Annotated in this window: 20 protein-coding genes; 3 read left to right on the top strand and 17 right to left on the bottom strand. The window is 46.9% G+C overall.

Features of this window, described 5'->3' with window-relative positions:
• Window positions 1-10: 10 nt before the first annotated feature.
• Complete coding sequence (locus XDD1_RS12195; protein WP_045971513.1) at window positions 11-1,531, top strand: tripartite tricarboxylate transporter permease; 1,521 nt, start codon at window positions 11-13, stop codon at window positions 1,529-1,531.
• A 59-nt stretch (window positions 1,532-1,590) separates the two neighbouring features.
• On the opposite strand, the gene fabB is transcribed toward XDD1_RS12195, so the two are convergent.
• Window positions 1,591-2,805 (bottom strand): beta-ketoacyl-ACP synthase I, encoded by a 1,215-nt coding sequence (gene fabB / locus XDD1_RS12190; protein WP_045971511.1) that lies wholly within the window; start codon window positions 2,803-2,805, stop codon window positions 1,591-1,593.
• A gap of 203 nt (window positions 2,806-3,008) precedes the next feature.
• Between fabB and mnmC the strand changes: the two genes are divergently transcribed.
• Window positions 3,009-5,057, top strand: a complete 2,049-nt coding sequence (gene mnmC, locus XDD1_RS12185; RefSeq protein WP_045973558.1) for a bifunctional tRNA (5-methylaminomethyl-2-thiouridine)(34)-methyltransferase MnmD/FAD-dependent 5-carboxymethylaminomethyl-2-thiouridine(34) oxidoreductase MnmC — start codon at window positions 3,009-3,011, stop codon at window positions 5,055-5,057.
• Window positions 5,058-5,174: 117 nt separating this feature from the next.
• On the opposite strand, the gene XDD1_RS12180 is transcribed toward mnmC, so the two are convergent.
• The 13 genes from XDD1_RS12180 to hutI form a co-directional block, all read right to left on the bottom strand.
• Complete coding sequence (locus XDD1_RS12180; RefSeq protein ID WP_045973557.1) at window positions 5,175-5,693, bottom strand: GNAT family N-acetyltransferase; 519 nt, start codon at window positions 5,691-5,693, stop codon at window positions 5,175-5,177.
• A 5-nt stretch (window positions 5,694-5,698) separates the two neighbouring features.
• The gene (locus tag XDD1_RS19450) at window positions 5,699-6,829 is read right to left on the bottom strand and encodes a coiled-coil domain-containing protein (protein ID WP_052705699.1); all 1,131 of its coding nucleotides are present in this window, start codon (window positions 6,827-6,829) and stop codon (window positions 5,699-5,701) included.
• Between the two features lie 511 nt (window positions 6,830-7,340).
• Entirely contained in the window at window positions 7,341-7,616 is a 276-nt protein-coding gene (locus tag XDD1_RS12170; RefSeq protein WP_045973553.1) for a YfcL family protein, read from the bottom strand.
• A gap of 22 nt (window positions 7,617-7,638) precedes the next feature.
• On the bottom strand, window positions 7,639-8,190 hold the full coding sequence (locus tag XDD1_RS12165) for an elongation factor P hydroxylase (RefSeq protein ID WP_045971510.1): 552 nt from the start codon (window positions 8,188-8,190) through the stop codon (window positions 7,639-7,641).
• A 21-nt stretch (window positions 8,191-8,211) separates the two neighbouring features.
• Entirely contained in the window at window positions 8,212-9,012 is an 801-nt protein-coding gene (locus XDD1_RS12160) for a sulfite exporter TauE/SafE family protein (protein ID WP_045971508.1), read from the bottom strand.
• 13 nt (window positions 9,013-9,025) lie between these two features.
• Window positions 9,026-10,108, bottom strand: coding sequence for a chorismate synthase (gene aroC / locus XDD1_RS12155; protein ID WP_045971506.1), 1,083 nt, complete (start codon window positions 10,106-10,108; stop codon window positions 9,026-9,028).
• A 245-nt stretch (window positions 10,109-10,353) separates the two neighbouring features.
• The gene (gene prmB / locus XDD1_RS12150) at window positions 10,354-11,289 is read right to left on the bottom strand and encodes a 50S ribosomal protein L3 N(5)-glutamine methyltransferase (RefSeq protein WP_045971504.1); all 936 of its coding nucleotides are present in this window, start codon (window positions 11,287-11,289) and stop codon (window positions 10,354-10,356) included.
• Window positions 11,290-11,471: 182 nt separating this feature from the next.
• Window positions 11,472-12,830 (bottom strand): amino acid permease, encoded by a 1,359-nt coding sequence (locus XDD1_RS12145; RefSeq protein ID WP_045971502.1) that lies wholly within the window; start codon window positions 12,828-12,830, stop codon window positions 11,472-11,474.
• A gap of 92 nt (window positions 12,831-12,922) precedes the next feature.
• The gene (hutH, locus tag XDD1_RS12140; RefSeq protein WP_045971500.1) at window positions 12,923-14,455 is read right to left on the bottom strand and encodes a histidine ammonia-lyase; all 1,533 of its coding nucleotides are present in this window, start codon (window positions 14,453-14,455) and stop codon (window positions 12,923-12,925) included.
• 14 nt (window positions 14,456-14,469) lie between these two features.
• Complete coding sequence (gene hutU / locus XDD1_RS12135) at window positions 14,470-16,164, bottom strand: urocanate hydratase (RefSeq protein WP_197541032.1); 1,695 nt, start codon at window positions 16,162-16,164, stop codon at window positions 14,470-14,472.
• A 316-nt stretch (window positions 16,165-16,480) separates the two neighbouring features.
• Window positions 16,481-17,242 carry a histidine utilization repressor gene (hutC, locus tag XDD1_RS12130; protein WP_408068275.1) on the bottom strand — a complete coding sequence of 254 codons (762 nt, stop codon included), beginning with the start codon at window positions 17,240-17,242 and terminating at the stop codon, window positions 16,481-16,483.
• A gap of 46 nt (window positions 17,243-17,288) precedes the next feature.
• Window positions 17,289-18,248 carry a formimidoylglutamase gene (gene hutG, locus XDD1_RS12125; protein WP_045971496.1) on the bottom strand — a complete coding sequence of 320 codons (960 nt, stop codon included), beginning with the start codon at window positions 18,246-18,248 and terminating at the stop codon, window positions 17,289-17,291.
• A gap of 18 nt (window positions 18,249-18,266) precedes the next feature.
• Window positions 18,267-19,514: an imidazolonepropionase gene (gene hutI / locus XDD1_RS12120; RefSeq protein WP_045971494.1), complete on the bottom strand. Its 1,248-nt coding sequence runs from the start codon at window positions 19,512-19,514 to the stop codon at window positions 18,267-18,269.
• Between the two features lie 187 nt (window positions 19,515-19,701).
• On the opposite strand from hutI, the gene smrB reads away from it, so the two are divergent.
• Window positions 19,702-20,244, top strand: a complete 543-nt coding sequence (gene smrB, locus XDD1_RS12115; RefSeq protein WP_045971492.1) for an endonuclease SmrB — start codon at window positions 19,702-19,704, stop codon at window positions 20,242-20,244.
• A 30-nt stretch (window positions 20,245-20,274) separates the two neighbouring features.
• On the opposite strand, the gene sixA is transcribed toward smrB, so the two are convergent.
• From sixA to fadI, 3 genes are read right to left on the bottom strand one after another with little or no spacing between them, the layout of a single operon-like run.
• Window positions 20,275-20,757 (bottom strand): phosphohistidine phosphatase SixA, encoded by a 483-nt coding sequence (gene sixA, locus XDD1_RS12110; RefSeq protein ID WP_045971490.1) that lies wholly within the window; start codon window positions 20,755-20,757, stop codon window positions 20,275-20,277.
• 21 nt (window positions 20,758-20,778) lie between these two features.
• Window positions 20,779-22,977, bottom strand: coding sequence for a fatty acid oxidation complex subunit alpha FadJ (fadJ, locus tag XDD1_RS12105; protein WP_045971488.1), 2,199 nt, complete (start codon window positions 22,975-22,977; stop codon window positions 20,779-20,781).
• Window positions 22,977-24,287, bottom strand: coding sequence for an acetyl-CoA C-acyltransferase FadI (gene fadI, locus XDD1_RS12100; RefSeq protein ID WP_045971486.1), 1,311 nt, complete (start codon window positions 24,285-24,287; stop codon window positions 22,977-22,979). The genes fadJ and fadI overlap by 1 nt, the downstream gene beginning before the upstream one ends.
• Window positions 24,288-24,525 lie beyond the last annotated feature (238 nt).

The raw sequence follows: 24,525 nt of genomic DNA, 5'->3' as shown, positions 1-24,525 counted from the left end.
GGAGATAATAATGGACACTTGGCTATATCTGAGCCACGGTTTTGAAGTCGCATTAGTGCCGAAAAATTTGCTCATTGCACTGATTGGTTGCTTTATTGGTACGGTTGTTGGGTTATTACCCGGCCTGGGGCCTATCAATGGAGTCGCAATCCTGTTACCACTGGCTTTTGCCCTGAAATTACCGGCTGAATCGGCTTTAATCTTATTGGCTACCGTCTATATTGGCTGCGAATACGGAGGCCGTATCTCTTCGATCTTACTGAATGTACCGGGAGATGCAGCTGCCATCATGACAACCCTTGACGGCCACCCCATGGCAAAGCAAGGACGGGCAGGTGTTGCACTCTCCATCTCTGCCGTCAGTTCGTTTTGTGGTTCACTGCTGGCTATCCTTGGCATCATCTTATTTGCCCCGTTGTTAGCACAATGGTCTTTAGCATTCGGGCCTGCTGAGTACTTTGCCCTGATGGTCTTTGCTATTGCCTGCCTCGGCAGCATGATGAGCCAAAACCCGGTAAAATCACTATTAGCAGCTCTAATCGGTCTGGCGTTAGCCACCGTCGGCGTGGATGCCAATACAGGCGTTTACCGTTTTACCTTTGATAGCGTCCATCTCTCCGATGGGATTCAATTTATTGTGGTTGTTATTGGGCTGTTTTCCGTCAGTGAAATTTTATTGATGCTGGAAAGCACGTCTATGGGTCAAAAAGCCATCAGTAAAACAGGACGCCTGCTTTTCAATAAAAAAGAAGCGGTAACGTGTGTCGGGCCAACCTTGCGTTCCTCACTGATTGGCTTTTTCGTGGGAATATTACCGGGTGCCGGGGCGACCATCGCCAGTGCCATCACCTATATGACAGAAAAAAAGCTCAGCGGTAACAGTGATTCATTCGGCAAAGGAGATATTCGTGGTGTCGCCGCCCCAGAAGCGGCCAATAACGCCTCAGCCTGTGGTTCATTCATTCCCATGTTAACCCTCGGTGTACCCGGTTCAGGAACAACCGCCGTGATGATGGGGGCTTTGACCCTTTATAACATCACGCCGGGTCCCACCATGTTCACAGAACAGCCGGATATTGTCTGGGGGCTGATTGCGGCTTTGTTGATCGCCAATATTTTGCTGCTGATCATGAACATTCCGATGATTGGGCTATTTACCCGTATGCTGAATATTCCAATGTGGTTTCTGGTTCCTGCCATCGCCATTGTTTCCGCCGTTGGCGTCTATGCCATTCACAGTACCACGTTTGATCTTATGTTGATGGTAGGGTTAGGCGTTTTCGGTTACATACTGCGGAAAATGAATTTCCCAATGTCACCCCTGATCTTAGGTTTTGTCTTGGGCGGTATGCTGGAACAAAACCTGCGGCGGGCACTTTCAATCAGCAATGGAAATTTTGACATCCTGTGGAGTAGTACGATTACTCAGGTTTTGCTGGTGCTGGCGGTACTGGTGATTGTTATCCCACCGGTTCTGCGCATCATTAATAGACGCCGCAATAAACACCACAATAAAGCCATAACTCACTAATTAAAAAGCGAATCCACCTCGTCAGTGGATTGGCTTTCATTCATTGCAGTTGCGGATAATCAGTTTGAATACTTGCGCATCACCAGGGATGCATTTGTCCCCCCGAACCCGAAGCTATTGGACATAACTGTCTTTAGCTCGCGTTTGGTGGGTTCAGTAATAATGTCCATGCCCTGTGCTTTTTCATCCAAATTTTCAATATTGATGCTTGGTGCAATAATGCCATGTTCCAGCATCAACAAACTGTAAATCGCTTCATGAGCACCCGCTGCCCCTAATGAGTGCCCGGTCATCGCCTTAGTGGCGGAAATGGCCGGCGTATTGTCACCGAAAACCTCCCGGATGGCTCCCAACTCTTTCAAGTCACCAATTGGCGTCGACGTTCCGTGGGTATTGATGTAATCAACGCCACCTTCAATGCCATCCAGTGCCATCTTCATACAGCGCACCGCGCCTTCCCCGGAAGGGGCGACCATATCTGCACCATCTGAATTTGCCCCATAACCGATGATCTCAGCATAGATATGCGCACCACGGGCTAATGCGTGCTCTAATTCTTCAACAACAACAATCCCGCCACCGCCGGCAATCACAAAACCATCACGGTCCTGATCATAAGTGCGGGAGGCTTGTTCTGGTGTTTCATTATATTTGGTGGAAAGTGCGCCCATTGCATCAAATTCACACGCCATTTCCCAACTGAGTTCTTCACCGCCCCCGGCAAAAATAACATCTTGTTTACCGAGTTGGATTAATTCAACGGCATGGCCAATACAGTGTGCTGAAGTTGAACAAGCAGAACTGATGGAGTAGTTGACGCCCTTGATCTTAAACGGTGTGGCTAAACAGGCTGATACGCCAGAAGCCATTGCACGTGTGACCATATAAGGCCCAACGCCACGCAACCCACGGGCACGCATACCATCGGAGCCCGCGACTTGGTTATAAGGAGAGCCGCCGCCTGAACCAACCACCAAGCCAGTACGCAGGTTAGAAACTTGTTCATCGGACAGGCCAGAATCTTTAATGGCCTCATCCATTGCCAGATAAGCATAAATAGAGGCGTCACTCATGAAACGTAGAACCTTGCGGTCAATCAAACCAGTCGTATCCAGTTTTACATTGCCCCAGACGTGGCTGCGCATTCCCATCTCTTTAAATTTTTCTGAGAAAGTTATCCCGGAACGGCCCTCTTTCAGAGATTCCAGCACCTCTTTCTGGTTATTACCAATACTGGAGACAATACCCAGACCAGTGATTACTGCACGTTTCATTACTTACCTCATCAATATGTTTACCAGCAGGATTTACTCAACTGCACTTTAGCGTACACTTGTACGCTGAACAAGTCCGATCAGGTTAAAAATTCAAAGAAAAATTGATCTAAACTCAACTTGACGCTTTAGCATGGGTGGTGCAACCCAATGAAGACCGTTAAAATCCCGATATGATTGTTATCAACAGTACAGGCATTATTGTGAAAAGCAGTGCTATCAGCAACGCAACCCTGAGCTGGAATGAGCAGGGCACCCCCATTTCAGAGCAGTTTGATGATGTTTATTTTTCAAATCAAGATGGCTTGGAAGAAACATTGTATGTATTTTTGCAAGGTAATCATTTCCCTCAACGTTTTACGACCCATTCCCGTCCAGAGTGCGTTATTGCAGAAACCGGATTTGGTACTGGATTGAATTTCCTGACACTTTGGCGAGCTTTCGCTCATTTCAGACAACAATATCCCGAAGCTGCATTAAAACGGCTGCATTATATCAGTTTTGAAAAATACCCATTACAAGCGGCTGACCTGCAAACAGCGCACCAACGCTGGCCAGAACTTAAGGCGTTTTCTGCACAATTATGCCAGCAATGGCCCTTGCCGCTGGCTGGCTGCCATCGATTAATTCTGGATAATGGCGCGATCACTCTGGATCTCTGGTTTGGGGATGTCAATGATCTGTTACCTAAGATCCATTCAAACCTGACAGGGAAAGTTGATGCCTGGTTTTTAGATGGTTTTGCGCCAGCAAAAAATCCACAAATGTGGAGTGAACAGTTGTTCGCTGCAATGGCAAAATTTTGCCGTCCTGAAGGGACATTTGCGACCTTTACCTCCGCCGGAGTCGTCCGCCGGGGATTGCAGGCAGCGGGCTTTAATGTCACTAAGGTCAAAGGATTCGGGCGTAAACGAGAGATGCTGACCGGCACCTTATCGCCATTGAGTGATCCACTTCCCTTACCTGATACGCCGTGGTTTTCCCGCCAAGCGGCTACCCATACCGATGATATTGCCATCATCGGCGGCGGTATTGCCAGCGCACTGACCGCACTGGCGCTATTGCGCCGTGGCGCCAAGGTCACGCTATATTGTCAGGATGCGCAACCTGCTCAAAATGCCTCCGGTAATCAACAAGGGGCGCTTTATCCCTTATTGAATGGTAATAACGATCCATTAGAACGCTTTTTTACATCAGCATTTACGTTTGCCCGCCGTCAGTACGATCAGTTAATTGACGAAAATGTATCCTTTGACTACCAATGGTGTGGGGTCAGCCAGTTAGCTTATGATGAAAAAAGCGCGAATAAAATTGGTAAAATGCGACGGACAGCATGGCCGGACGAAATGGCCCTTGGTATGGAGCGCCGCCAATTAAGCCACGTCAGTGGGTTAGATGTAAATTACGATGGCATTCACTATCCACAAGGAGGGTGGTTATATCCCGCACAATTGACTCAAGCGGTGATTAAACGGGCTGAACAACAGGGAATGAAGGTTTATTTTAATCATAAAATGACTCAGCTCATTCAAAATGAAAACGGCTGGCAGTTGCAAATTGAACATAAAGAAAATCGGCAATGCAAGGATCACAACGTGGTCATTATTGCCAATGGTCACTGCCTGCCGCAATTTGAACAAACTCAAAAACTCCCTGTCACTGCGGTTCGTGGTCAAGTTAGCCATATTCCAACCACGGATGACCTGCGCCAATTAAAAAGTGTGCTGTGTTACGATGGCTACATGACGCCCGTCAATCCTAACAATCAATATCACTGTCTCGGTGCCAGTTATCAGCGCAATCAGTTGAACACTCTGTATTCCTCTGCCGAGCAACAAGAAAACCGCGATCGTTTATTAAAATGTTTTCCTGATGTTGATTGGCCACAACAGGTTGACATTTCAGCAGAAAAATCCCGCCAGGGTATCCGCTGTGTCATTCGGGATCATATGCCAATGATCGGAAATGTGCCTGCTTTCAGTGAGCTTATGGATAAATATGCGAATTTATCCCTACAAATAAACACGAATAAGGTTATTGACGAATCCCCTTATTACCCGAATTTATTTGTGCTTGGTGCGTTAGGCTCGCGTGGATTATGCTCTGCGCCTTTAAGTGCAGAATTACTGGCTAGCCAGATTTTTGGCGAAGCGCTACCGCTTGATGATGAAACATTGGCGGCTTTACACCCAAATCGCTTTTGGGTTCGGAAGCTATTACGTGGCAAAGCGGTGAAGGCAGAAAAACCTTAAAGTGATTCACTCTGCTGCGTCAGGTATGGCAAAAATCATACCTGACGCAAACACCAAAATCTTTATTTGCAAACATTGGCCTTATACTCAGGTTCAGTTCCTATTCGGGTATTGCAATTATATCGTCAGGCAACGTCTCATTGCGCAGCGTTGTTCTTCGACAAACCCATCATCGATTTCACTTTGTAATATTTGTTGTAACGACTCAGAAATTTGTTGCGAGTCTAAGATCTCAAACCCTAATTTGTGATAGAAAGGCGCGTTCCAGTTAACATAACGAAACGTTGTCAATGTTACAGCATTAAGCTGACGCTGCTGCGCAACCTGAATGACGTTCTCAATCAACGCCTTCCCAATACCTTTTCTCTGCCAATGTTCATGCACTGAAAGTTCCACAATATGCAGCCCATCATCTAACGGTTTAGCCAAAATAAACCCAATAGGTAAAGATCCTTCATTAAGCGCAATCCAGCTATTCCCTTGCGTAATATAGCCCAAATGCTGCGGTTCCGTTTGCACATAACCATCGGCTATCCAATCCAGTTCAGGTATAAACCGAAATAATTCCGCAGCAGAACGTTCTATGGCAGGTAATTGGGTTACATCTGATTTTTGTGTTAACCGAATTGAAAACAGCGTATTCAAATCATAAACCTCATGGCTGCAATAATGACACCAGAAAACCCAAACATCATTGTGACCATCCATTTGGTTTGAGCCACTATTTTACTGGATAGGTCCTCATGTAAAGAGGATATTCTCTGATGTATAAATGATATTTCTTTACGTATAGATACTGTTTCACTATTCAATGATGATATATCACTACGTACAGATATCATGTCCTTCTGCAAGGATGATATGTCACCGCGTACAGCTACCATATCCTTCTGCAAGGTCGAGATATCACTACGTACTGCGACCATATCCTTCTGCAAAGTCGATATATCGCTACGTACTGCGACCATGTCATTCTGCAAGGTCGATATATCGCTACGTACTGCGACCATATCCTTCTGCAAAGTCGATATATCGCTACGTACTGCGACCATATCCTTCTGCAAAGTCGATATATCGCTACGTACTGCGACCATGTCATTCTGCAAGGTCGAGATATCGCTACGTACAGCTACCATATCCTTCTGCAAGGTTGATATGTCACTACGCATAGTGCCCACATCTTTCTGCAAGGACGAAATATCGTCACGCACAGTTACCATATCATTCTGCAAGGTTGATATGTCACTACGCATAGTACCCACATCTTTCTGCAAGGTCGAGATATCGCCACGCACAGTTCCCACATCTTTCTGCAAGGTCGAGATATCGCCACGCATAGTGCCCACATCTTTCTGCAAGGACGATATATCACCACGCATAGTGCCCGTATCCTTCTGCAAGATCGATATATCACCACGCATAGTGCCCGTATCCTTCTGCAAGGTCGATATATCACTACTTACAGATCCCATATTACCTTGCAAGGGTAATACATCTCCACGTATAGAATATATTTCTTTATGAATCAAGACACTAATAGCTTCAACATCCGCTTTTGTTGCATAATTTGATTTTATAACAGCAACATCCATTTTTATTTGAGTAACATCTGATTCCAGATTTTCAACTCTTTTTTCCAATGTGGTATTCATCATTCTTTTCTCAGCAAAATTTAATGAGTTAGAATTTATCGATTCAGGTAACAAAAGTACTGTATTATTTTCAGCATGATCTCTGTAACTACCTTGAACAAAACTGCTTTCCGTCTTCATGTCACGCTCTCCCGAAGTATCCTTTTCTAGTTTTGACTTCTCAAGGGGAATTTATTTATTTTGCCAATACAAAAACTTATTGATTTACTTCATTTTCCAATATGTCATCGTCCAAATATTAGCATCACGTCTTATATTAATCATCAGTTGTTCTATTAATAGCATGATCATTTTGAATCATTATTTAAAGTAATAATAAATAATTATATTCATATTCGTTAAATAGTGACACGTTTATACGTTATTTTTAACATCACTTGAAAAAACCTCCTTAAATAATAGTAATAAATAAAATGTCATTATTTTATTTACTATTTTCCCTTACAGCATAACTGTACTTTATCTTTATTTTAAAAGGATCAATAAAGATTGAATTGTTACTATTTCTTCTCATTTTTGAGAAGCACTACGAATTTTTTTGTAATCGGGGGAGGGGAATTACTTCGTTCGGGCAGAAAAAATAAAGGGCTATATCAATAGCCCAAAATAAAATAACTTTTATATCAGAAGATTAGGCTTTCGCACTCTCCAGCAATGCTTGCCACGTTGCCAAAACCAAAGCTTGATCGGGTGGAGCCAATTCTCCCGCTTTAATCGCTTTGTGGATGCTTTCTTCTACACGCTGATGAAGCTGTTCAACCGTATTTGCGCCTTCTTGCTCCAATTCGGCAACCGCTAATGTCAGATGCCCGCGGAGGTATCCACCAGCAAATAATTCGTCATCACTGGCATGTTCAACCCTATCATCAATTTGCGCCAGAATGCGTGTTTCAAACTCTGCGAGCATTATTTTTTCCTCAAAATCAATTTCAATTCGCAAAAGGATCTTCCGGATAAGGAAAATGCCCTGCTTTTAGTGGAGGCGTATTGTAAAACGATTGCAGACCTTGAATAAAGCGTGCTGCTCGTGTGGGTATGCCATTTTCAAGGTATTGCATGACTTGGGCATGCACTTTCCGCTGAAAAGCAAGGCGATCTGGCTCAAAATCGCCTTCAAGGTTGTCACAACTGATATTGAAGGGAAATCCTGCTGCGACGCAGAATAACCATTCCAGCGATTGCGGCTTAATCTCCACTTTTTCAAACGCTTCCTGCGTTTGGGCATCACGCCCATCAGGGCAATACCAGTAGCCAAAATCGATCAGTTTGCGACGCGCTTCACCCGCAATGCACCAATGAGAAATTTCATGTAATCCACTGGCATAAAATCCGTGGGCAAACACGATCCGGTGATAGTCCACTTGATCATCTGCCGGCAGATAAATCGGCTCATCATCACCTTTTATCAAACGGGTGTTATAGTCATTGCTAAAGCAATTATCAAAAATTTCAATCAGTTGTTGATAATGATGTGCAGTCATGTATTAATGCCGAACCCTAAATCAAAAATAAAACGCCAGCCAAGAACGGATGGTTTCTCCGTGGTGATCATAAAGCAGTTTAATGCTCATCAGGAAAGAGATAGTCACCAGCATCGGACGGATAATTTTCTGCCCTCTGCTCAATACCAAACTTGCGCCTAACCGTGCACCAATAATTTGCCCCACCAGCATCACAACGCCGACCAGCCATAAGACCTGTCCACCAAGGATAAAGAACCCCAAGGCGCCGATATTGGAGGCAAAGTTCAGTACCTTGGCATGAGCCGTGGCTTTTGCCAAATTGTAGCCACAAAGCATGACATAAGAGAGTGCGAAAAAAGATCCTGTTCCCGGCCCAAACACGCCATCGTAAAAGCCAATTCCACATCCGGCAAGGCAGCCAAATGCCATTGGTCCAAGGCGACGTTGCCGATCTTCTGCACCAATATTCGGTATCAACAGAAAATAGAGGCCGATAATGATCACCAGCGCCGGCAATAAATAACGCAGAAAATCCGCTGACACAAACTGAACCAGCAAAGCCCCTAACATGGCGCCGATGATCGTCATGATGATGGCAAAACGCTGGGAACGTAAATCCACCACACCACGGCGGATAAAATAAAGACTGGCAGAGAAAGAACTGCCTACTGCCTGTAATTTATTGGTTGCCAGTGTCTGGACTGGAGAAATTCCTACTGAGAGCAATGCGGGAATGGTCAATAATCCACCCCCTCCGGCAATAGAATCGATAAACCCGGCAACCATCGCAATCAAAAACAGGAGACCGTAAATTTCCGCCCCCAATAATGACCATTCCATGAATCATTTCCTACTAACGTGGAAGCGGGGGTATCACATCGGCGCATTGTGCCCGCTGACGCAGTAAGTGATCCATCAGGACAATCGCCATCATGGCTTCTGCGATCGGCACCGCACGGATACCCACACAAGGATCGTGCCGGCCACGCGTCACCATATCCACTTCCTCTCCCTGACGATTAATCGTTTTGCCCGGCACCATAATACTGGAGGTCGGTTTCAGAGCGATATGCGCCACAATCGGCTGGCTGCTGCTAATACCGCCCAAAATGCCGCCGGCATGATTACTGGTAAAGCCCTGCGTCGTGATTTCATCACGGTTTTCGCTGCCACGTAAATTGACAACACCAAAACCGTCGCCGATTTCAACCCCTTTTACCGCGTTGATACTCATCAAAGCGTGGGCAATATCGGCATCCAGACAGTCAAAAACCGGCTCACCCAATCCCACCGGGACGTTTTCAGCCACCACACTGACTTTCGCACCGATAGAATCGCCCTCTTTTTTCAGCGTCCGAAGTAATTCATCAAGCTGGGTCAATTTACTGGCATCAGGACAGAAAAAAGGATTCTGCTCAACCAGATCCCAGTCTTGCAATTCACAACGAATATCGCCCATCTGCGTCAGGCAGGCACGTATAAGAATGCCGTGTTTTTCGAATAGATATTTTTTAGCAATGGCCCCTGCGGCAACGCGCATGGCGGTTTCACGGGCAGATGAACGCCCGCCGCCACGGTAATCGCGCAAGCCATATTTCTGTTCGTAGGTATAGTCAGCATGACCTGGGCGGAAGACATCTTTGATCGCACTGTAATCTTGTGAACGCTGATCGGTGTTTTCAATCATCAGGCCAATGCTGGTGCCTGTTGTCACGCCGTCAAACACACCCGAAAGAATGCGGACTTGATCGGGTTCACGGCGCTGGGTCGTATAACGGGAAGTGCCCGGACGACGCCTGTCCAGGTCGATTTGTAAATCAGCTTCGCTGATCGTAATACCGGGTGGAACACCATCAACAATACATCCCAGTGCGATGCCGTGGGATTCACCAAATGTGGTGACACGAAAAAACTGCCCAATACTGTTTCCTGCCATGCCTATTCCTACCCTGCCATCATTATTTATGCGTTAAAAATGAGAGCGAATAACAATAACTCACCCAATGATTAAAACCTATCTTATTTCAGTAATTTTATTTGACTTTAAATCGCGTTTCAAAATGAAAGACGTCAATCTTGTCCCGCACGACACGCAGGACAAGATGACACGCTATCACGATGATGAAAACCTGTTTAATGTCATGGGATATTAGTTTTAACCATTGCGTGGTGTGAAAAATATTACGCTTTGAATTGCTGGAAATATTCGTGATATTCAACAAGCTGCTGGCGAGTCAGCACGAAAACACCATCACCATAAGCATGGTCGAATTTCAGCCATTTAAAGGGAACGTCAGGGTATTGCTCAATCAGGTGAACCATACTGTTACCGACTTCACAGAGCAGGATGCCATCTTCCGCAAGGAAATCCGGGGCTGTCGCCAGAATACGAAGAACCAACTGCAATCCATCAACACCCGCCGCCATCGCTAACTCAGGTTCATGACGATATTCTTCAGGAAAATCACTGAGATCTTCCTCATCGACATAAGGCGGGTTAGTCACAATGATGTCATATTTCACGGGTGGCATATCATGAAACAGATCTGAACGGATCGGGATTACCCGCTGGGAAAGCCGGTGGTTCTCTATATTGATCTCTGCAACGGCCAACGCATCCGGCGAAATATCAACCGCATCCACTTCCGCTTCCGGGAAGGCATAGGCACAGGCTATGGCAATACAACCGCTGCCGGTACAAAGATCCAAAATGGTCGATGGTTGATGTGAGATAAGCCCTTCAAATTGGTTGTCAATCACATATCTCACCAGTGAACGTGGAATCAAAACCCGCTCATCGACATAAAATTCATGGCCACAGAACCAAGCCTGATTGGTCAAATAAGCCACCGGAACACGTTCATTAACCCGGAGCATGACTCGTTCCACAATGCGCTGGCGTTCGGTTGATGTCAGACGTGAAGCCATCATTGAATCTGGAATATCCTGAGGCAAGTGCAATGTGGGAAGCACTAATTGCAAAGCTTCATCCCACGGATGACATGAAGTATGCCCACAATAGATATTCGCTTCGTTAAAACGGCTGGCAGACCAACGCAACATATCAAGGATAGTATGCAGCTCTGCAACAGCCTCATCGGCTAAAATCTTATCCAAAAAACACCTCCAAATAACAAAAAAGATAGATACTCTATAACCTCAGGTTGCAGCCCGCAAAACAAACGCCGCGGATTATCTCCCTGCATTGTGGGAGATAATCAATGCCTCTTGAAGTGCGGCGAGTATATCAGATTGTTAGTCTGCCATGATCCCGAACACAAATCAGCTTCCGCGTTTTTTCACCCACGTTTTTTCACCCATAAATAATAGCTGAGGGTTAATAATGCTATCCACATGATCCCAACGTACAATGCGATTCGGGTATTGGGGAAATAGCCTAATACGGCAATCACAAATGCCATAAAAGCAATGGCTAAAGTAGGCGCAACTGGCCAGAAAGGAACGGGGAATTTAAGCTGTTTAACCTCTTCTGCCGGCATTTTCCGACGCATGGTATATTGTGACAGCAAAATCATCAGCCAGACCCAGACGGTGGCAAATGTTGCGATAGATGCAATGATGATGAACACTTTTTCTGGCAGCAGATAATTCAACACTACACCCACCAGCAAGATCCCTGACATCGTTAACACCGTCACCCACGGCACGCCGTTTTTCGTCAGCCGGGTAAACGAGGCCGGAGCTTGTTTTTCCTGCGCCATACCATACATCATCCGCCCGGCGCCAAAAATATCACTGTTGATCGCAGAAATTGCTGCGGTAATCACGACAACATTCAAGATATTGGCAGCGAAATCAATGCCAAAACTGGAGAATATCTGAACAAACGGACTGCCATTTTGCCCCACTTGATTCCACGGATAAATGCACATCAAAACAAACAGCGTAAGGACATAGAACAGTAAGATACGGAATGGGACGGCATTAATGGCGCGTGGGATGGATTGTTCCGGATTTTTGGCTTCGCTGGCCGTGATACCGATGACTTCAATGCCACCAAAAGCAAACATCACGACCGTAAACGAAGCAATCACGCCTGCAACACCGTTTGGCATAAATCCGCCATGTTGCCATAAGTTCGATAGGCCTGTGGCCTGTTCGGCTTCCTGACCGAATCCATACAGCATGATGCCGAAACCGCCGATAATCATCGCAATAATCGCAACCACTTTGATAATGGACAGCCAAAACTCCATTTCCCCAAAGACTTTGACGTTACAGAGGTTTATTGCCCCAATAAAAAAGACAATGCCCAGTACCCAAATCCACTGGTCAACATGGGGAAACCAGAGCTTCATGTAGATGCCGAATGCGGTGACGTCAGCAAGACAAACAATTAACATTTCAAAGACGTAAGTCCATCCGGTCAGAAAACCCGCTAATGGCCCTAAGTAGTGAGTCGCATAATAAGAGAACGATCCCGGTGCAGAACGATGCACCGCCATTTCCCCCAATGCCCGCATGACCATGAAAACGGCGGCACCCCCGATGATATAAGCCAGCAATACCGCGGGTCCCGCAGCGTTAATAGCGCCGGCTGAACCATAGAAAAGACCGGTGCCAATCGCCGAACCCAGTGCCATAAATCGAATGTGGCGAACGCTTAACCCTCGCTTGAGTTGTGAGATGTTTTGCATGATTTATCCTTGTGTCTTTTATTATTGGATTGAAAAAGATAAATACGACGATAAGGCCGGATTTTATCCGGCCTCAGACGATGTGTTTGTACTTAATTTTCTAAGATATTGCCAGCGGGCAACAAGGCAGAAAGTTGCTGTTCAGCCAACAACTGGATTGCCGCATCAATATCCGGGGCGAAAAAGCGATCTTTATCATAATGCGCCACTTTGTCGCGGAGAATATGGCGGGCTTTTTCCAAAACCGGACTGCTCTTCAAGCCATGACGGAAATCCATGCCCTGACACGCCGTCAACCATTCAATCGCTAAGATCCCACGCACGTTATCTGCCATTTCCCATAGGCGACGGCCTGCGGCGGGTGCCATTGAAACGTGATCTTCCTGATTGGCAGACGTTGGCAGGCTATCGACACTGGAAGGATGCGCCAATGCTTTGTTCTCACTTGCCAGCGCAGCCGCCGTCACTTGGGCAATCATGAAACCCGAATTTACGCCGCTGTTCTCAACTAAGAATGGGGGTAACTGCGACATATTGCTATCCATCAGCAAAGCAATACGGCGTTCTGACAATGAACCCATTTCTGCCAACGCGAGTGCCAGATTATCCGCTGCCATCGCGACGGGTTCAGCATGGAAATTACCACCAGAAATCACTTCATCTTCTTCGGTAAAGACCAGTGGATTATCAGAGACCGCATTGGCTTCAACCATAATGACATCAGCCGCATGGCGGATTTGGGTTAAACAGGCACCCATCACTTGTGGCTGGCAGCGTAATGAATAAGGGTCCTGAACTTTCGGGCAATTATTATGCGACTGAGAAATCCCACTTTGTTCTTCCAATACCCAACGGTAAAGCGCGGCCACATCAATTTGGCCTTTCTGACCGCGTGCGTCATGGATACGCGCATCAAACGGCTTACGGGAACCCAGCGCAGCTTCAACGGACAAGGCACCACAGACCACCGCTGATGCCAGTAAATCTTGGGCGGCAAACAGCCCTTTTAAGGCGAAGGCGGTGGACGCCTGTGTCCCGTTGAGCAGTGCCAGCCCTTCTTTCGCAACCAGCGTAATCGGCTTCAGCCCCGCTTTTTCCAGTGCCGCTTTCGCCGGCAGCCATTCCCCCCGATAGCGGGCTTGGCCTTCTCCCAATAATAACAGGCTCATATGTGCCAGTGGCGCTAAGTCGCCGGAAGCCCCGACTGAACCTTTGCTTGGGATACAGGGATAAACGTCGGCGTTAACCAAGGCAATCAATCCCTCAATCACGTCCAGACGAATGCCGGAATAGCCACGGGCAAGGCTGTTGATTTTCAACACCATAATCAACCGGACAATATCATCCGGCAGAGGCTCACCCACGCCCGCAGCGTGTGACAATACAATAGAACGCTGTAACTCTTCTAAATCCTGCGTGGCAATACGGGTATTTGCCAACAAACCAAAACCGGTATTAATCCCATAAGCCGTTCTATTTTCGCTGATGATGCGATTCACACAAGCGACGCTGTTCTCAATGGCAGGAACGCATTGTTCGTCCAAACGGATGTGAACAGGATGCTGATAAACATGGCGTAATTCTTCAAGCGTCATTTTCCCCGGATGAATAGTGATATTTTTCATTTTAACAACGCCCCTTATTTTGCATCGGTCACTGGCAGGTTTAACATTGGCAGGTTTAATCCCTGCTCTTTCGCACACTGGATAGCCAACTCATAACCCGCATCAGCATGACGCATCACGCCGGTTGCCGGATCATTGTGTAATACACGGGCAATACGTTCAGCCGCTTCGTCAGTGCCATCACAAACAATGACCATGCCGGAGTGTTGCGAGAACCCCATACCCACCCCACCACCATGATGCAGGGAAACCCATGTCGCGCCACCCGCCGTATTCAGTAAGGCATTCAGCAGAGGCCAGTCAGAAACCGCATCCGAGCCATCCTGCATGGATTCCGTTTCGCGATTTGGGCTGGCAACAGAGCCGGAATCCAAATGGTCACGACCAATCACGATGGGCGCAGACAGTTCCCCACGGCGAACCATTTCATTGAATGCCAGCCCCAATTTGGCGCGATCGCCCAATCCCACCCAGCAAATACGGGCGGGCAATCCCTGGAAACTGATACGCTCTCTCGCCATATCCAACCAACGGTGTAAATGGGCATCGTTCGGCAGCAGTTCTTTGACTTTGGCATCGGTTTTATAAATATCCTCTGGATCACCAGAGAGTGCCGCCCAACGGAAAGGCCCGATGCCACGGCAGAACAGAGGACGAATGTAGGCAGGTACAAATCCGGGGAAATCAAAGGCGTGTTCAACACCCGACTCTTTCGCCATTTGGCGAATGTTATTGCCATAATCGAACGTCGGTATGCCCTGTTTCTGGAACGCCAGCATGGCTTCAACATGCACGGCCATAGAAGCTTTTGCCGCTTGGATCACCACGTCGGGTTCACTTTCGGCGCGGCGGCAATAATCTTCCCATGTCCAACCGGCCGGCAAATAACCATGTAATGGATCATGGGCGCTGGTTTGGTCGGTCACCATATCCGGGCGCACACCACGGCGGACTAACTCAGGTAAAATCTCGGCCGCATTACCACACAATGCTATCGATACGGCTTTACCTTCTTGGGTATAACGTGCAATACGCGCCAAGGCATCATCAAGATCAAGGGCCTGCTCATCGACATATTGGGTACGCAGACGAAAATCAATGCGACTCTGTTGGCACTCTATCGTTAATGAAGACGCGCCGGCCAGTGTTGCCGCCAATGGCTGTGCTCCGCCCATGCCGCCCAAGCCCGCAGTCAGTATCCAGCGCCCGGCCAAATTACCGTTGTAATACTGGCGGCCGGCTTCCACAAACGTTTCGTAAGTACCCTGCACAATGCCCTGACTGCCGATGTATATCCAGCTACCGGCAGTCATCTGGCCATACATTGCCAGCCCTTTGGCATCCAGTTCGTTGAAGTGTTCCCATGTCGCCCAGTGTGGAACCAGATTCGAGTTGGCAATTAATACCCGCGGGGCGTTTTCATGGGTTTTGAACACGCCCACCGGTTTACCTGATTGCACCAGCAGGGTTTCGTCATTTTCCAGATTCGTCAGGGTTTCAACGATTTTTTCATAGCATTCCCAGTTTCTGGCGGCACGACCAATGCCGCCATAGACAACCAGTTCGCAGGGATTTTCCGCCACATCGGGATCAAGATTATTCATGAGCATACGAAGTGGTGCTTCGGTTAACCAACTTTTTGCTGTGAGTTGCGTTCCTCTGGGAGAGCGAATGATTGTGTTGCTAAATTTATTATTTTGTATCGTCACGATTTTTTCCTGTTTCATCGTTGTGAATTTTGTTAATTGTATAGTTGTATATACATGTATATTCAATAGGCAAAAATGTGACGGAGATAAAGTTAATAATGCGGAGAAAGATACTATTTATTATATAAATCAATCAAATGACATTGATTTACTTCGTGATAAATCGGGAAATATTTTTGCTGGTTTTGTGTTTAATATCACATTGATTTTACATTATTGTCACAATGCTTCATAAAAAACCAATAAAAAACCTCTTCCATCCCACAAGGGAAAAAGAGGTTTTTGCGGTTTAATTTTTGTGGCTTAAGTAGAAAGGCTATGAATTAAAACGCCCTTTCAACTTATATCGATGTCCGGGAAACAATAATTTGGCACTGGAAACAATAAATGCTTTCGACCAGGTTCGCCGGCTGATTAACAAGCAAGGCGTATTGGCCTCAATTTGCAATAACCGGCATGAGAGTGCATCTCCCGCCACGGCTTCAACAATATGCTCCCCTTCTGTCAATGGCGCGACGTGAGATAAGTAATCATGGGCCGTTTGCTGACGGAAATCTTGCCGCAAATAGTCTGGTGCCGCCTGAACATTGACATAGCGATCTTCAATTTGTACCGGCACATCATTTTCATAATGGATAATGATGGAATGATAGAGAGGGGCTCCTACCGCAATGCTGAATTCCGCAGCCTGAGTGATATTGGCGTTCACTTCAGCGAGTTTCAGCACCTTGCTGCGATGCCGGTTAGCGCGAGCCGCAATTTCATCAGCAATACTGTGAATTTCAAATAATGCAGACTGTCCTTTCGGCTCAGAAACAAACGACCCGACGCCTTGCAAACGGAATAGAAAGCCTTCTGCCGTTAACTCCCTCAAGGCCCGATTAGCCGTCATACGGCTACAGTTAAATTGCTTGACCAATTCCGCTTCCGAAGGAACCCGATCATGCGGTTTCCACGCCCCGGTATAGATCTTTTCAATAATCGCTTGCTTGACTTGCGCATACAAAGGCACGGGTTTGGCATTTGTATCTGGTAAATCGCTATCTGGTAAATTGCTATCTGATAGATCGTCTGTCACTATCCTTTCCTTCTCACTTTTTACTCTCTCCAACGGGTGCCCCAGCCTATCTGCTCCACCAATGCACCAACTGCCATGCAAGACGGGCGGCGGCTTTTCCTCCCATTCCCTGAATATCATACAGAGGGTTAAGCTCCACTAAATCGACGGCTTGCAGTTTTTTGCTCTGACAGATGAGTTGAACCAACGGCAATAAACGTTCCAGCGGAACGCCCAATGCCGCAGGCGCAGAAACAGCGGGCATTTGCCAAATGGGCAGCACGTCCAGATCGATCGTCATATAAATGATATCAACCTGATTAATGATAGCCTGAAGTTGCTGCTGTACCTTATCCAACATGGATTCAACACAGTGGGTATCCCAAATAATGGTGACATCAAGATGATTAGCTTCATCCAGTAATGCCTGCGTATTTGATGCCAAGCTGGCGCCAACACAACTGTAATTAAACGGGCGTTGATGTTGCCGGCAGTAATGGGCAAGTTGCCGAAATGGAGTGCCGGATGTCGGCTGCGGCGAATTGCGCAGATCCAAGTGCGCATCAAAATTAATGATACCGACACGCTGCTCCGGAAACGCACGGTAAATTCCCATCCCATGCGCAAAGGCCGTTTCATGTCCACCACCAAAAATCAGCGTCTTCATATTATGCTGCTGGCATTGATAGACAGCGTCACTGAGCGCCTGTTGTGCCTCACTCAGTTCCCCCGGATTGGCGCGGATATTGCCCAAATCCACCAACCGATCATGACCCTCATAACTTGCCAGATTCGCCAACGATTGGCGCAAATATTCCGGCCCCGATTTCGCGCCCGGACGCCCCTGATTGAGTTTGACGCCTTCATCACATTCAAACCCCAATAGCGCAATATGATGGGGAAATTCTGCGGGTGAGAAACGGGCTGGCTGTTTTACTGTCTGGAATAGCCGTAAGGCATTATTGGCTTCGGCAAGATCATTGCGCCCTTGCCAAATGTTTTCTGATGTTGGCTGCCATAAGTTCATATTTTTCCCTCATCTCCCTTAATGATTGCTAATTTCGCCATGATAAACACGATAAACCAACGGGTTATGGCCTAACTCGTATAAGATATCAACCGGGTTCTGAGCATCCCAAATAACAAAGTCCGCCATAAAACCGGCCGCCAATTGCCCATGACTCTTCGCCCGCCCCAATGCCTGAGCGGCATGAACGGTGACGCCCTGCCATACTTCTTCTGGCGTTAAACCAAACTGTACGCAAGCCATGTTCATGATCAGGCGCAAAGAAGCGAAAGGACTGGTTCCGGGATTAAAATCGGTTGAAATCGCCATTGGGACACCATACTGACGCAATAAGGCAATCGGGGGACGTTGTGTTTCTCTCAGGAAATAAAATGCCCCCGGCAGTAATACCGCCACCGTCCCGCTACGGCTGATCGCTTCAATCCCTTTTTCATCCAAATGCTCGATATGATCAACGGATAAACCTTGATATTCAGCCACCAGCTCACTTCCGCCCAAATTGGAAAGTTGCTCAACATGGCCTTTTACGGGAATATTCAGGCGTTTTGCGCTGGCAAAAAGACGCTTGGTCTGGTTCAGGTTGAAACCCACCGTTTCACAAAATACATCGACGGCTTCGAATAACTGTTTTTGCCAGAGAGTGGGCAAGATGGAATCACAAACTAACTCGATATAGGCATCAGGGTCCTGTTTATATTCAGGCGGGACGGCATGAGCAGAAAGTAACGTCGGGCTAATTTCGATGGGATTTTTCTCTGCCAATGCCCGAACAACCTGCAACTGTTTCTCTTCATTTGCCAGATCCAGCCCATAACCTGATTTCACTTCAATCGTCGTCACCCCTTCGGCCATCAAGGCATTGAGACGTTTCTGTGACACGATTTCCAATTGTTGGGCGGAACTATTACGGGTGGCATTGACGGTGGAGTTAATCCCGCCCCCTTTTGCGCTGATTTCTTCATAAGAAACCCCGTTCAGGCGCTGCTCCCACTCAGAGGCTCTATTGCCACCAAAAACTAAGTGGGTATGGCAATCGATTAAACCCGGTGTTATTAGCCGCTGCCCGGCGTCAATGATTTTGCATGGGTTGGCAGGAACACTGGCGGTCGGCAAAATCGCCAGAATTTTTTCATCCCGCACAATCAGGTCATGCTGTTCCAACATGCCGTAACTGCTTTTATCACTAATACCTTTCATGGCAGGGTTCATGGTGGCAAGTCTGGCATTACGCCATATGACATCAGTGTCTCTTAATTCGATTGACATTTTACTATCCTGTTATTTTTCTTTTCTTGTTGGACTCAAACCTCAAGTTGTATATACATTTATTTTATAACCAAACCTAATTGTCAAATCATTTTGTGAACAATTTGTTACTTAAAATGATAGCTTCCAAGAAAAATCACAAAAAATCAGGTACACTTGCCAAAAGTTGTGAGTAAATGAACGTGTGATGAAGAAAAAAGATCAATTAAACCCAGAAGACATCAGTCTATTCAGAACATCTGTTGCGGGAACCCGTCGCATTGCGCAAGATACGGTTTCCCATTCCCCGAAAAGAAAAAAAATTAATCAGGCTGCCCCTGAACGCTTAATGCAAGAGCAGGCCGATGCCAGTTACTATTTTTCCGATGAGTTCCAGCCCAATTTGGATATGGAAGGCCCGACCCGTTACATTCGGGAAGGGGCCAGTCATTATGAATTAAAGAAATTGCGGCGAGGAGATTATTCCCCTGAGCTTTTTCTGGACTTACATGGACTCACTCAGTTACAAGCCAAACAAGAAATCGGGGCATTAATCGCTGCCTGTCGTCGCGAACATGTCTATTGTGCCTGTGTTATGCATGGCCACGGTAAACATATTCTCAAGCAACAAGCACCGTTATGGCTTGCCCAACATCCTGATATTATTGCCTTCCATCAAGCGCCTAAAGCGTGGGGAGGGAACGCTGCGTTACTCATTTTGGTCGAGGCCGATGAAGTTACGCAGCGTTAATTATATTGCCGGATAATTAAGATGGATTGATCACAATTTCGCCGCCAATTGCGCCGGAGATGTTTGCCATAACAGACAGCCTTTTTCTGTTTGGTGATCCAGCTCGACACAAGCAATGCTGGATGTGGCAAACATCGGGGGAGTTTGCCCAGGGCAAAGCTCAGAAACCAAATAACCGACTAACGGTAAATGGGAAACCACCAATACGGATTGGTGCCCTTGGGTTAACAAAACGTGTAAATAGCTGGCAACCAGCGCGACATCCCCCGATGGCGTTAATTCAGCCAGTATTTCTTCATTGTCAGGCAGTGCCAAGTTTTCTCGCACGACCTTTAACGTTTGCTCTGCACGGATATAAGGACTGACCAACACACAATCAATGCCAGGTGATTGCTGCGAAAGCCAACAAGCCATTTTTTGTGATTCTTGACACCCGCGAGGTGTCAATTCCCGTGCTGCATCACTGACTGCATCTAAAGCAGCATCACCATGACGCATAATAAAAACATACATAATCCACCGTCTGGTTTTAAGTTATGCGTAAAATTTCTTTTTCTGTTCAGCCATCTGGACTAAATACTCACAAGGGGTAAATCGATCCCCATATTGCGCCTCCAGACGACGTAAAATTTCAACCACTTTATCACTGCCAAGTTTATCCATGTAACGGAATGGTCCGCCCAAGAATGGCGGAAATCCGATGCCAAATACCGCCCCAATATCGCCATCACGGGGACTTCTGATAATACCTTCCTCCAAACAGCGCACGGCTTCATTCAGCATCAGTATCACACAACGCTGGGCGATATCAGCAGGCAACATTTTTATCGCAGGTTTGATATTTAATAAAGCATAAACCGATGCGTCTGCTTCTTTTTTGGATTTTTTCCCAAAAGGCCAGAATGCGCGTTTTTTATTCGCATATAAATAAAAACCGCGCCCATTCTTCTTGCCCTTCCGGTCATCCTGCAAAATGGCGGCCAACATCTCTGGCGCGGCAAACCGGCTCCCCAATTGTTCTACCAGAATAGGGATAATTTTGGTGCCGACATCGATACCCACTTCATCCAGCAGATTGATGGGGCCAATCGGAAAGCCGAAGTTTGTCAATGCACTATCGATATGTTCAATAGGCTCACCTTCCACTAAACAATAACCCGCTTCATTAATGTAGGGGGTCAGAATTCGGTTGACATAAAACCCCGCTTTATCTCCGACAACAATGGCGGTTTTTCCCTGTTTCTTCGCCAAGGCCACGGCAGTGGCAATCGTTTTTTCACTCGTTCCTGCATGGGGAATGACTTCCACCAACGGCATTTTATCTACCGGGCTAAAATAGTGAAGACCAATGACCTGCTCTGGCCGGGCCGCCACCTCAGCGATCTTGTGAATAGGCAATGAAGAGGTGTTAGACGCAAAGATAGTTTCGGGTTTCGTATGCTCTTCAATTTCGGCAACCATTTTGCGTTTCAAGACTAAATCTTCAAATACCGCTTCAACGACAATATCCGCTTGCTGAAATCCACTGTAATCCGTGCTTCCTGACAGCAGGGACATCTGGCGAGTACGCTCACCTGATTTTAATCGACGCTGTTTTACCCGCTTGGAAAGGCGATCCCAAGTATATTTCAGTGCTTGATTGATGCCTTTTTCATTAATATCTTTAATACGGACAGGCAGGTTTCCTCGTGTCGCGGTGACATTGGCAATACCGCCCCCCATCAAGCCTCCGCCCAGAATCCCCACCTGTTTAATTTCGGCGGGCTGCTCTGAAGAACCGGTTTCATTTTTTAACGCCGTAGAAGCAAAAAACAGGCTCCGCAATGCTTCTGATTCTGGCGTCATCGCCAGCTCACCAAATGCTTTGGCTTCAAGCTGAAAACCTTTCTCCGTACCTTTTTCCAGACCCGCCCGGATTACATTGATAATTTTCTCTGGCGCGGGATAATGACCACGGGTTTTTTCTCGCGTTTTTTGGTGCACCATCGAGAATAATAACGGCCTGCCCAAGGTACTTGCCAGCACACGCTGCGACCAGGCCAATGGCTTACGCTTCACGATGCCTTTTTTAACATTGCCCTTTTTAATATATTGCACAGCAACATCCAGCAAGATATCCAAAGGAACCGCGTCATCGACCACGCCTAACCGTTGCGCCTGTTTTGCCTTAAGCTGACGCCCGGTCAATATGATGTCCAGAGCAGCGCTGACACCAATCAAACGCGGTAATCGCTGCGTCCCGCCTGAACCCGGTAACAGGCCAAGCTGAACTTCCGGCAAACCAAGGCGGGTTTTCTCATCCAAGGAACAGATGCGCGCATGACAAGCCAATGCCAACTCCAGCCCACCGCCTAAGCACGCACCATGGATCGCAGCCACAATCGGTAAAGGATAATCGGCGATTTGCGCAAAGAGTTTTTGCCCTTTTTCAGCCAGCTCTGTCGCTTCTTGCGGGGATTGGCAGTGAGCTATCATGCTAATATCGGCACCAGCAATAAAGGTATCTGGCTTACCGGAGATAATCACCAGCCCTTTCAGATCTGAAACTTGTTGGGCTTTTTCAAATATGACCAAGAACTGATCGACAAATTCGGCTTTCAGTGTGTTAACTTTCTCTCCCGGCACATCAATGGTGATGATCCCCACCTTGTCATCCCTGACAGAAAAACTGAATACCGATTGTTCCGGTTGCATTGCTGCTGAGATCACCGTTGCTTTTTCAGCCTGAACCATTATTCCACCTCCAAGACCATTGCTGCACCCAAACCACCTGCGGCACAAGCTGTCGTTAACCCAAACCCACCACCACGGCGACGCAATTCATTCAACGTCTGGGTCACCATTCTGGCGCCTGTCGCCGCAAATGGATGCCCATAAGCAATGGAGCCTCCCAACACATTGAATTTATCCATATCTACTTCCCCCATTGCCTGAGTGCGCCCCAATTTTTCACGGGCAAATTTTTCACTGGCAAACATGTTTAGATTCGTGAGGGTTTGCGCAGCAAAGGCTTCGTGCATATCGATGAGAGTGAGTTCATTCAGTGTGATACCGGCACGATCCAGTGCCAGCGGTGTGGCATAAGACGGCCCCAGTAACATGTCCTGCCAAACATCAATAGCAGAAAACGCATAACTGCGTAAATATCCCAGCGGCGTCATGCCGAGTGCTTTGGCAACCGATTCCCGCATTAACATCACGGCGGCTGCACCATCCGTCAGTGGCGTGCTGTTTGCCGCAGTCACGGTGCCATATTTGCGATCAAAAGCCGGACGCAATTTGGCATAAGAAGCCAACGTTGAATTTTTTCTGATGTTGTTATCTTCTGCCAATGTCTGGCTGTATGGCGGGAAATAGGCCGAAATCACTTCCTGTTGCAAAAGCCCTTGCTCCCAAGCCTTCGCTGCCAATACATGGGAACGGTGCGCCAAGGCATCCTGATCTTCGCGGCTGATGTGGTAGGTCTTTGCCATCTGCTCTGCGGTATCCCCCATTCTCAATCCCGTAGAATACTCGGCAACCGCAGGAGAGACGGGCAATAAATCACGTAATTTCAACCGACTGAGTAATTTTAATCGTTGGGAGAGGCTTTTGGCTTTGTTCATGTCCACTAAAGTGCGGGCTAATGACTTAGTCACGCCAATGGGCAAGACGGATGAGGAATCCGCTCCCCCTGCAATCCCCACATTGACGGTACCCGCCATAATACTTTCAGCCACGTTTGCAATTGCCTGAAAACTTGTCGCACAGGCACGGGAAACACTATAAGCATCCGTATTCACACTTAAGCCGGTGCCTAAAACAATTTCCCTTGCAATATTAGGGGCTTCCGGCATTTGCACAACCTGTCCAAAAACTAATTGGTCGATCTTCTCAGGCGACAAACCGCTCCTAATGACCAGCTCGCTGACGACAGCCTTTCCCAAGTCAACAGCCGGAATACCGTGGTAGAAAGTTGCCTGTTTCGCAAAAGGGATGCGCAACCCGCTGACAATAGCGACACGTTCCTTTTGCGGTATGACTTTTGTTGAAGAACGACCCATAGCAACTCCTAAGCATTATTATTAACTAAATCAATTGATTGATTAAAAAGATTGACTCACCTTGTAAGAGGTCAGACCTGATGGTGCATTGTTAACGCAATGTTGGAAAATAGCAAATAGGAATAAACTAAAAATGAGAGCAAACTCAACTTTAAATTATTTATAATTTATACAACTTAGTGGAAGAATATGCGATAAGAGTACAAAGAAAAGGCAATAATTTACCATCGTTTACACG

The organism is Xenorhabdus doucetiae (assembly GCF_000968195.1).
GTDB lineage: Bacteria > Pseudomonadota > Gammaproteobacteria > Enterobacterales > Enterobacteriaceae > Xenorhabdus > Xenorhabdus doucetiae.
The sequence above is the reverse complement of the archived record's forward strand: the minus strand, read 5'-3'. Positions and strand labels throughout refer to the sequence as shown.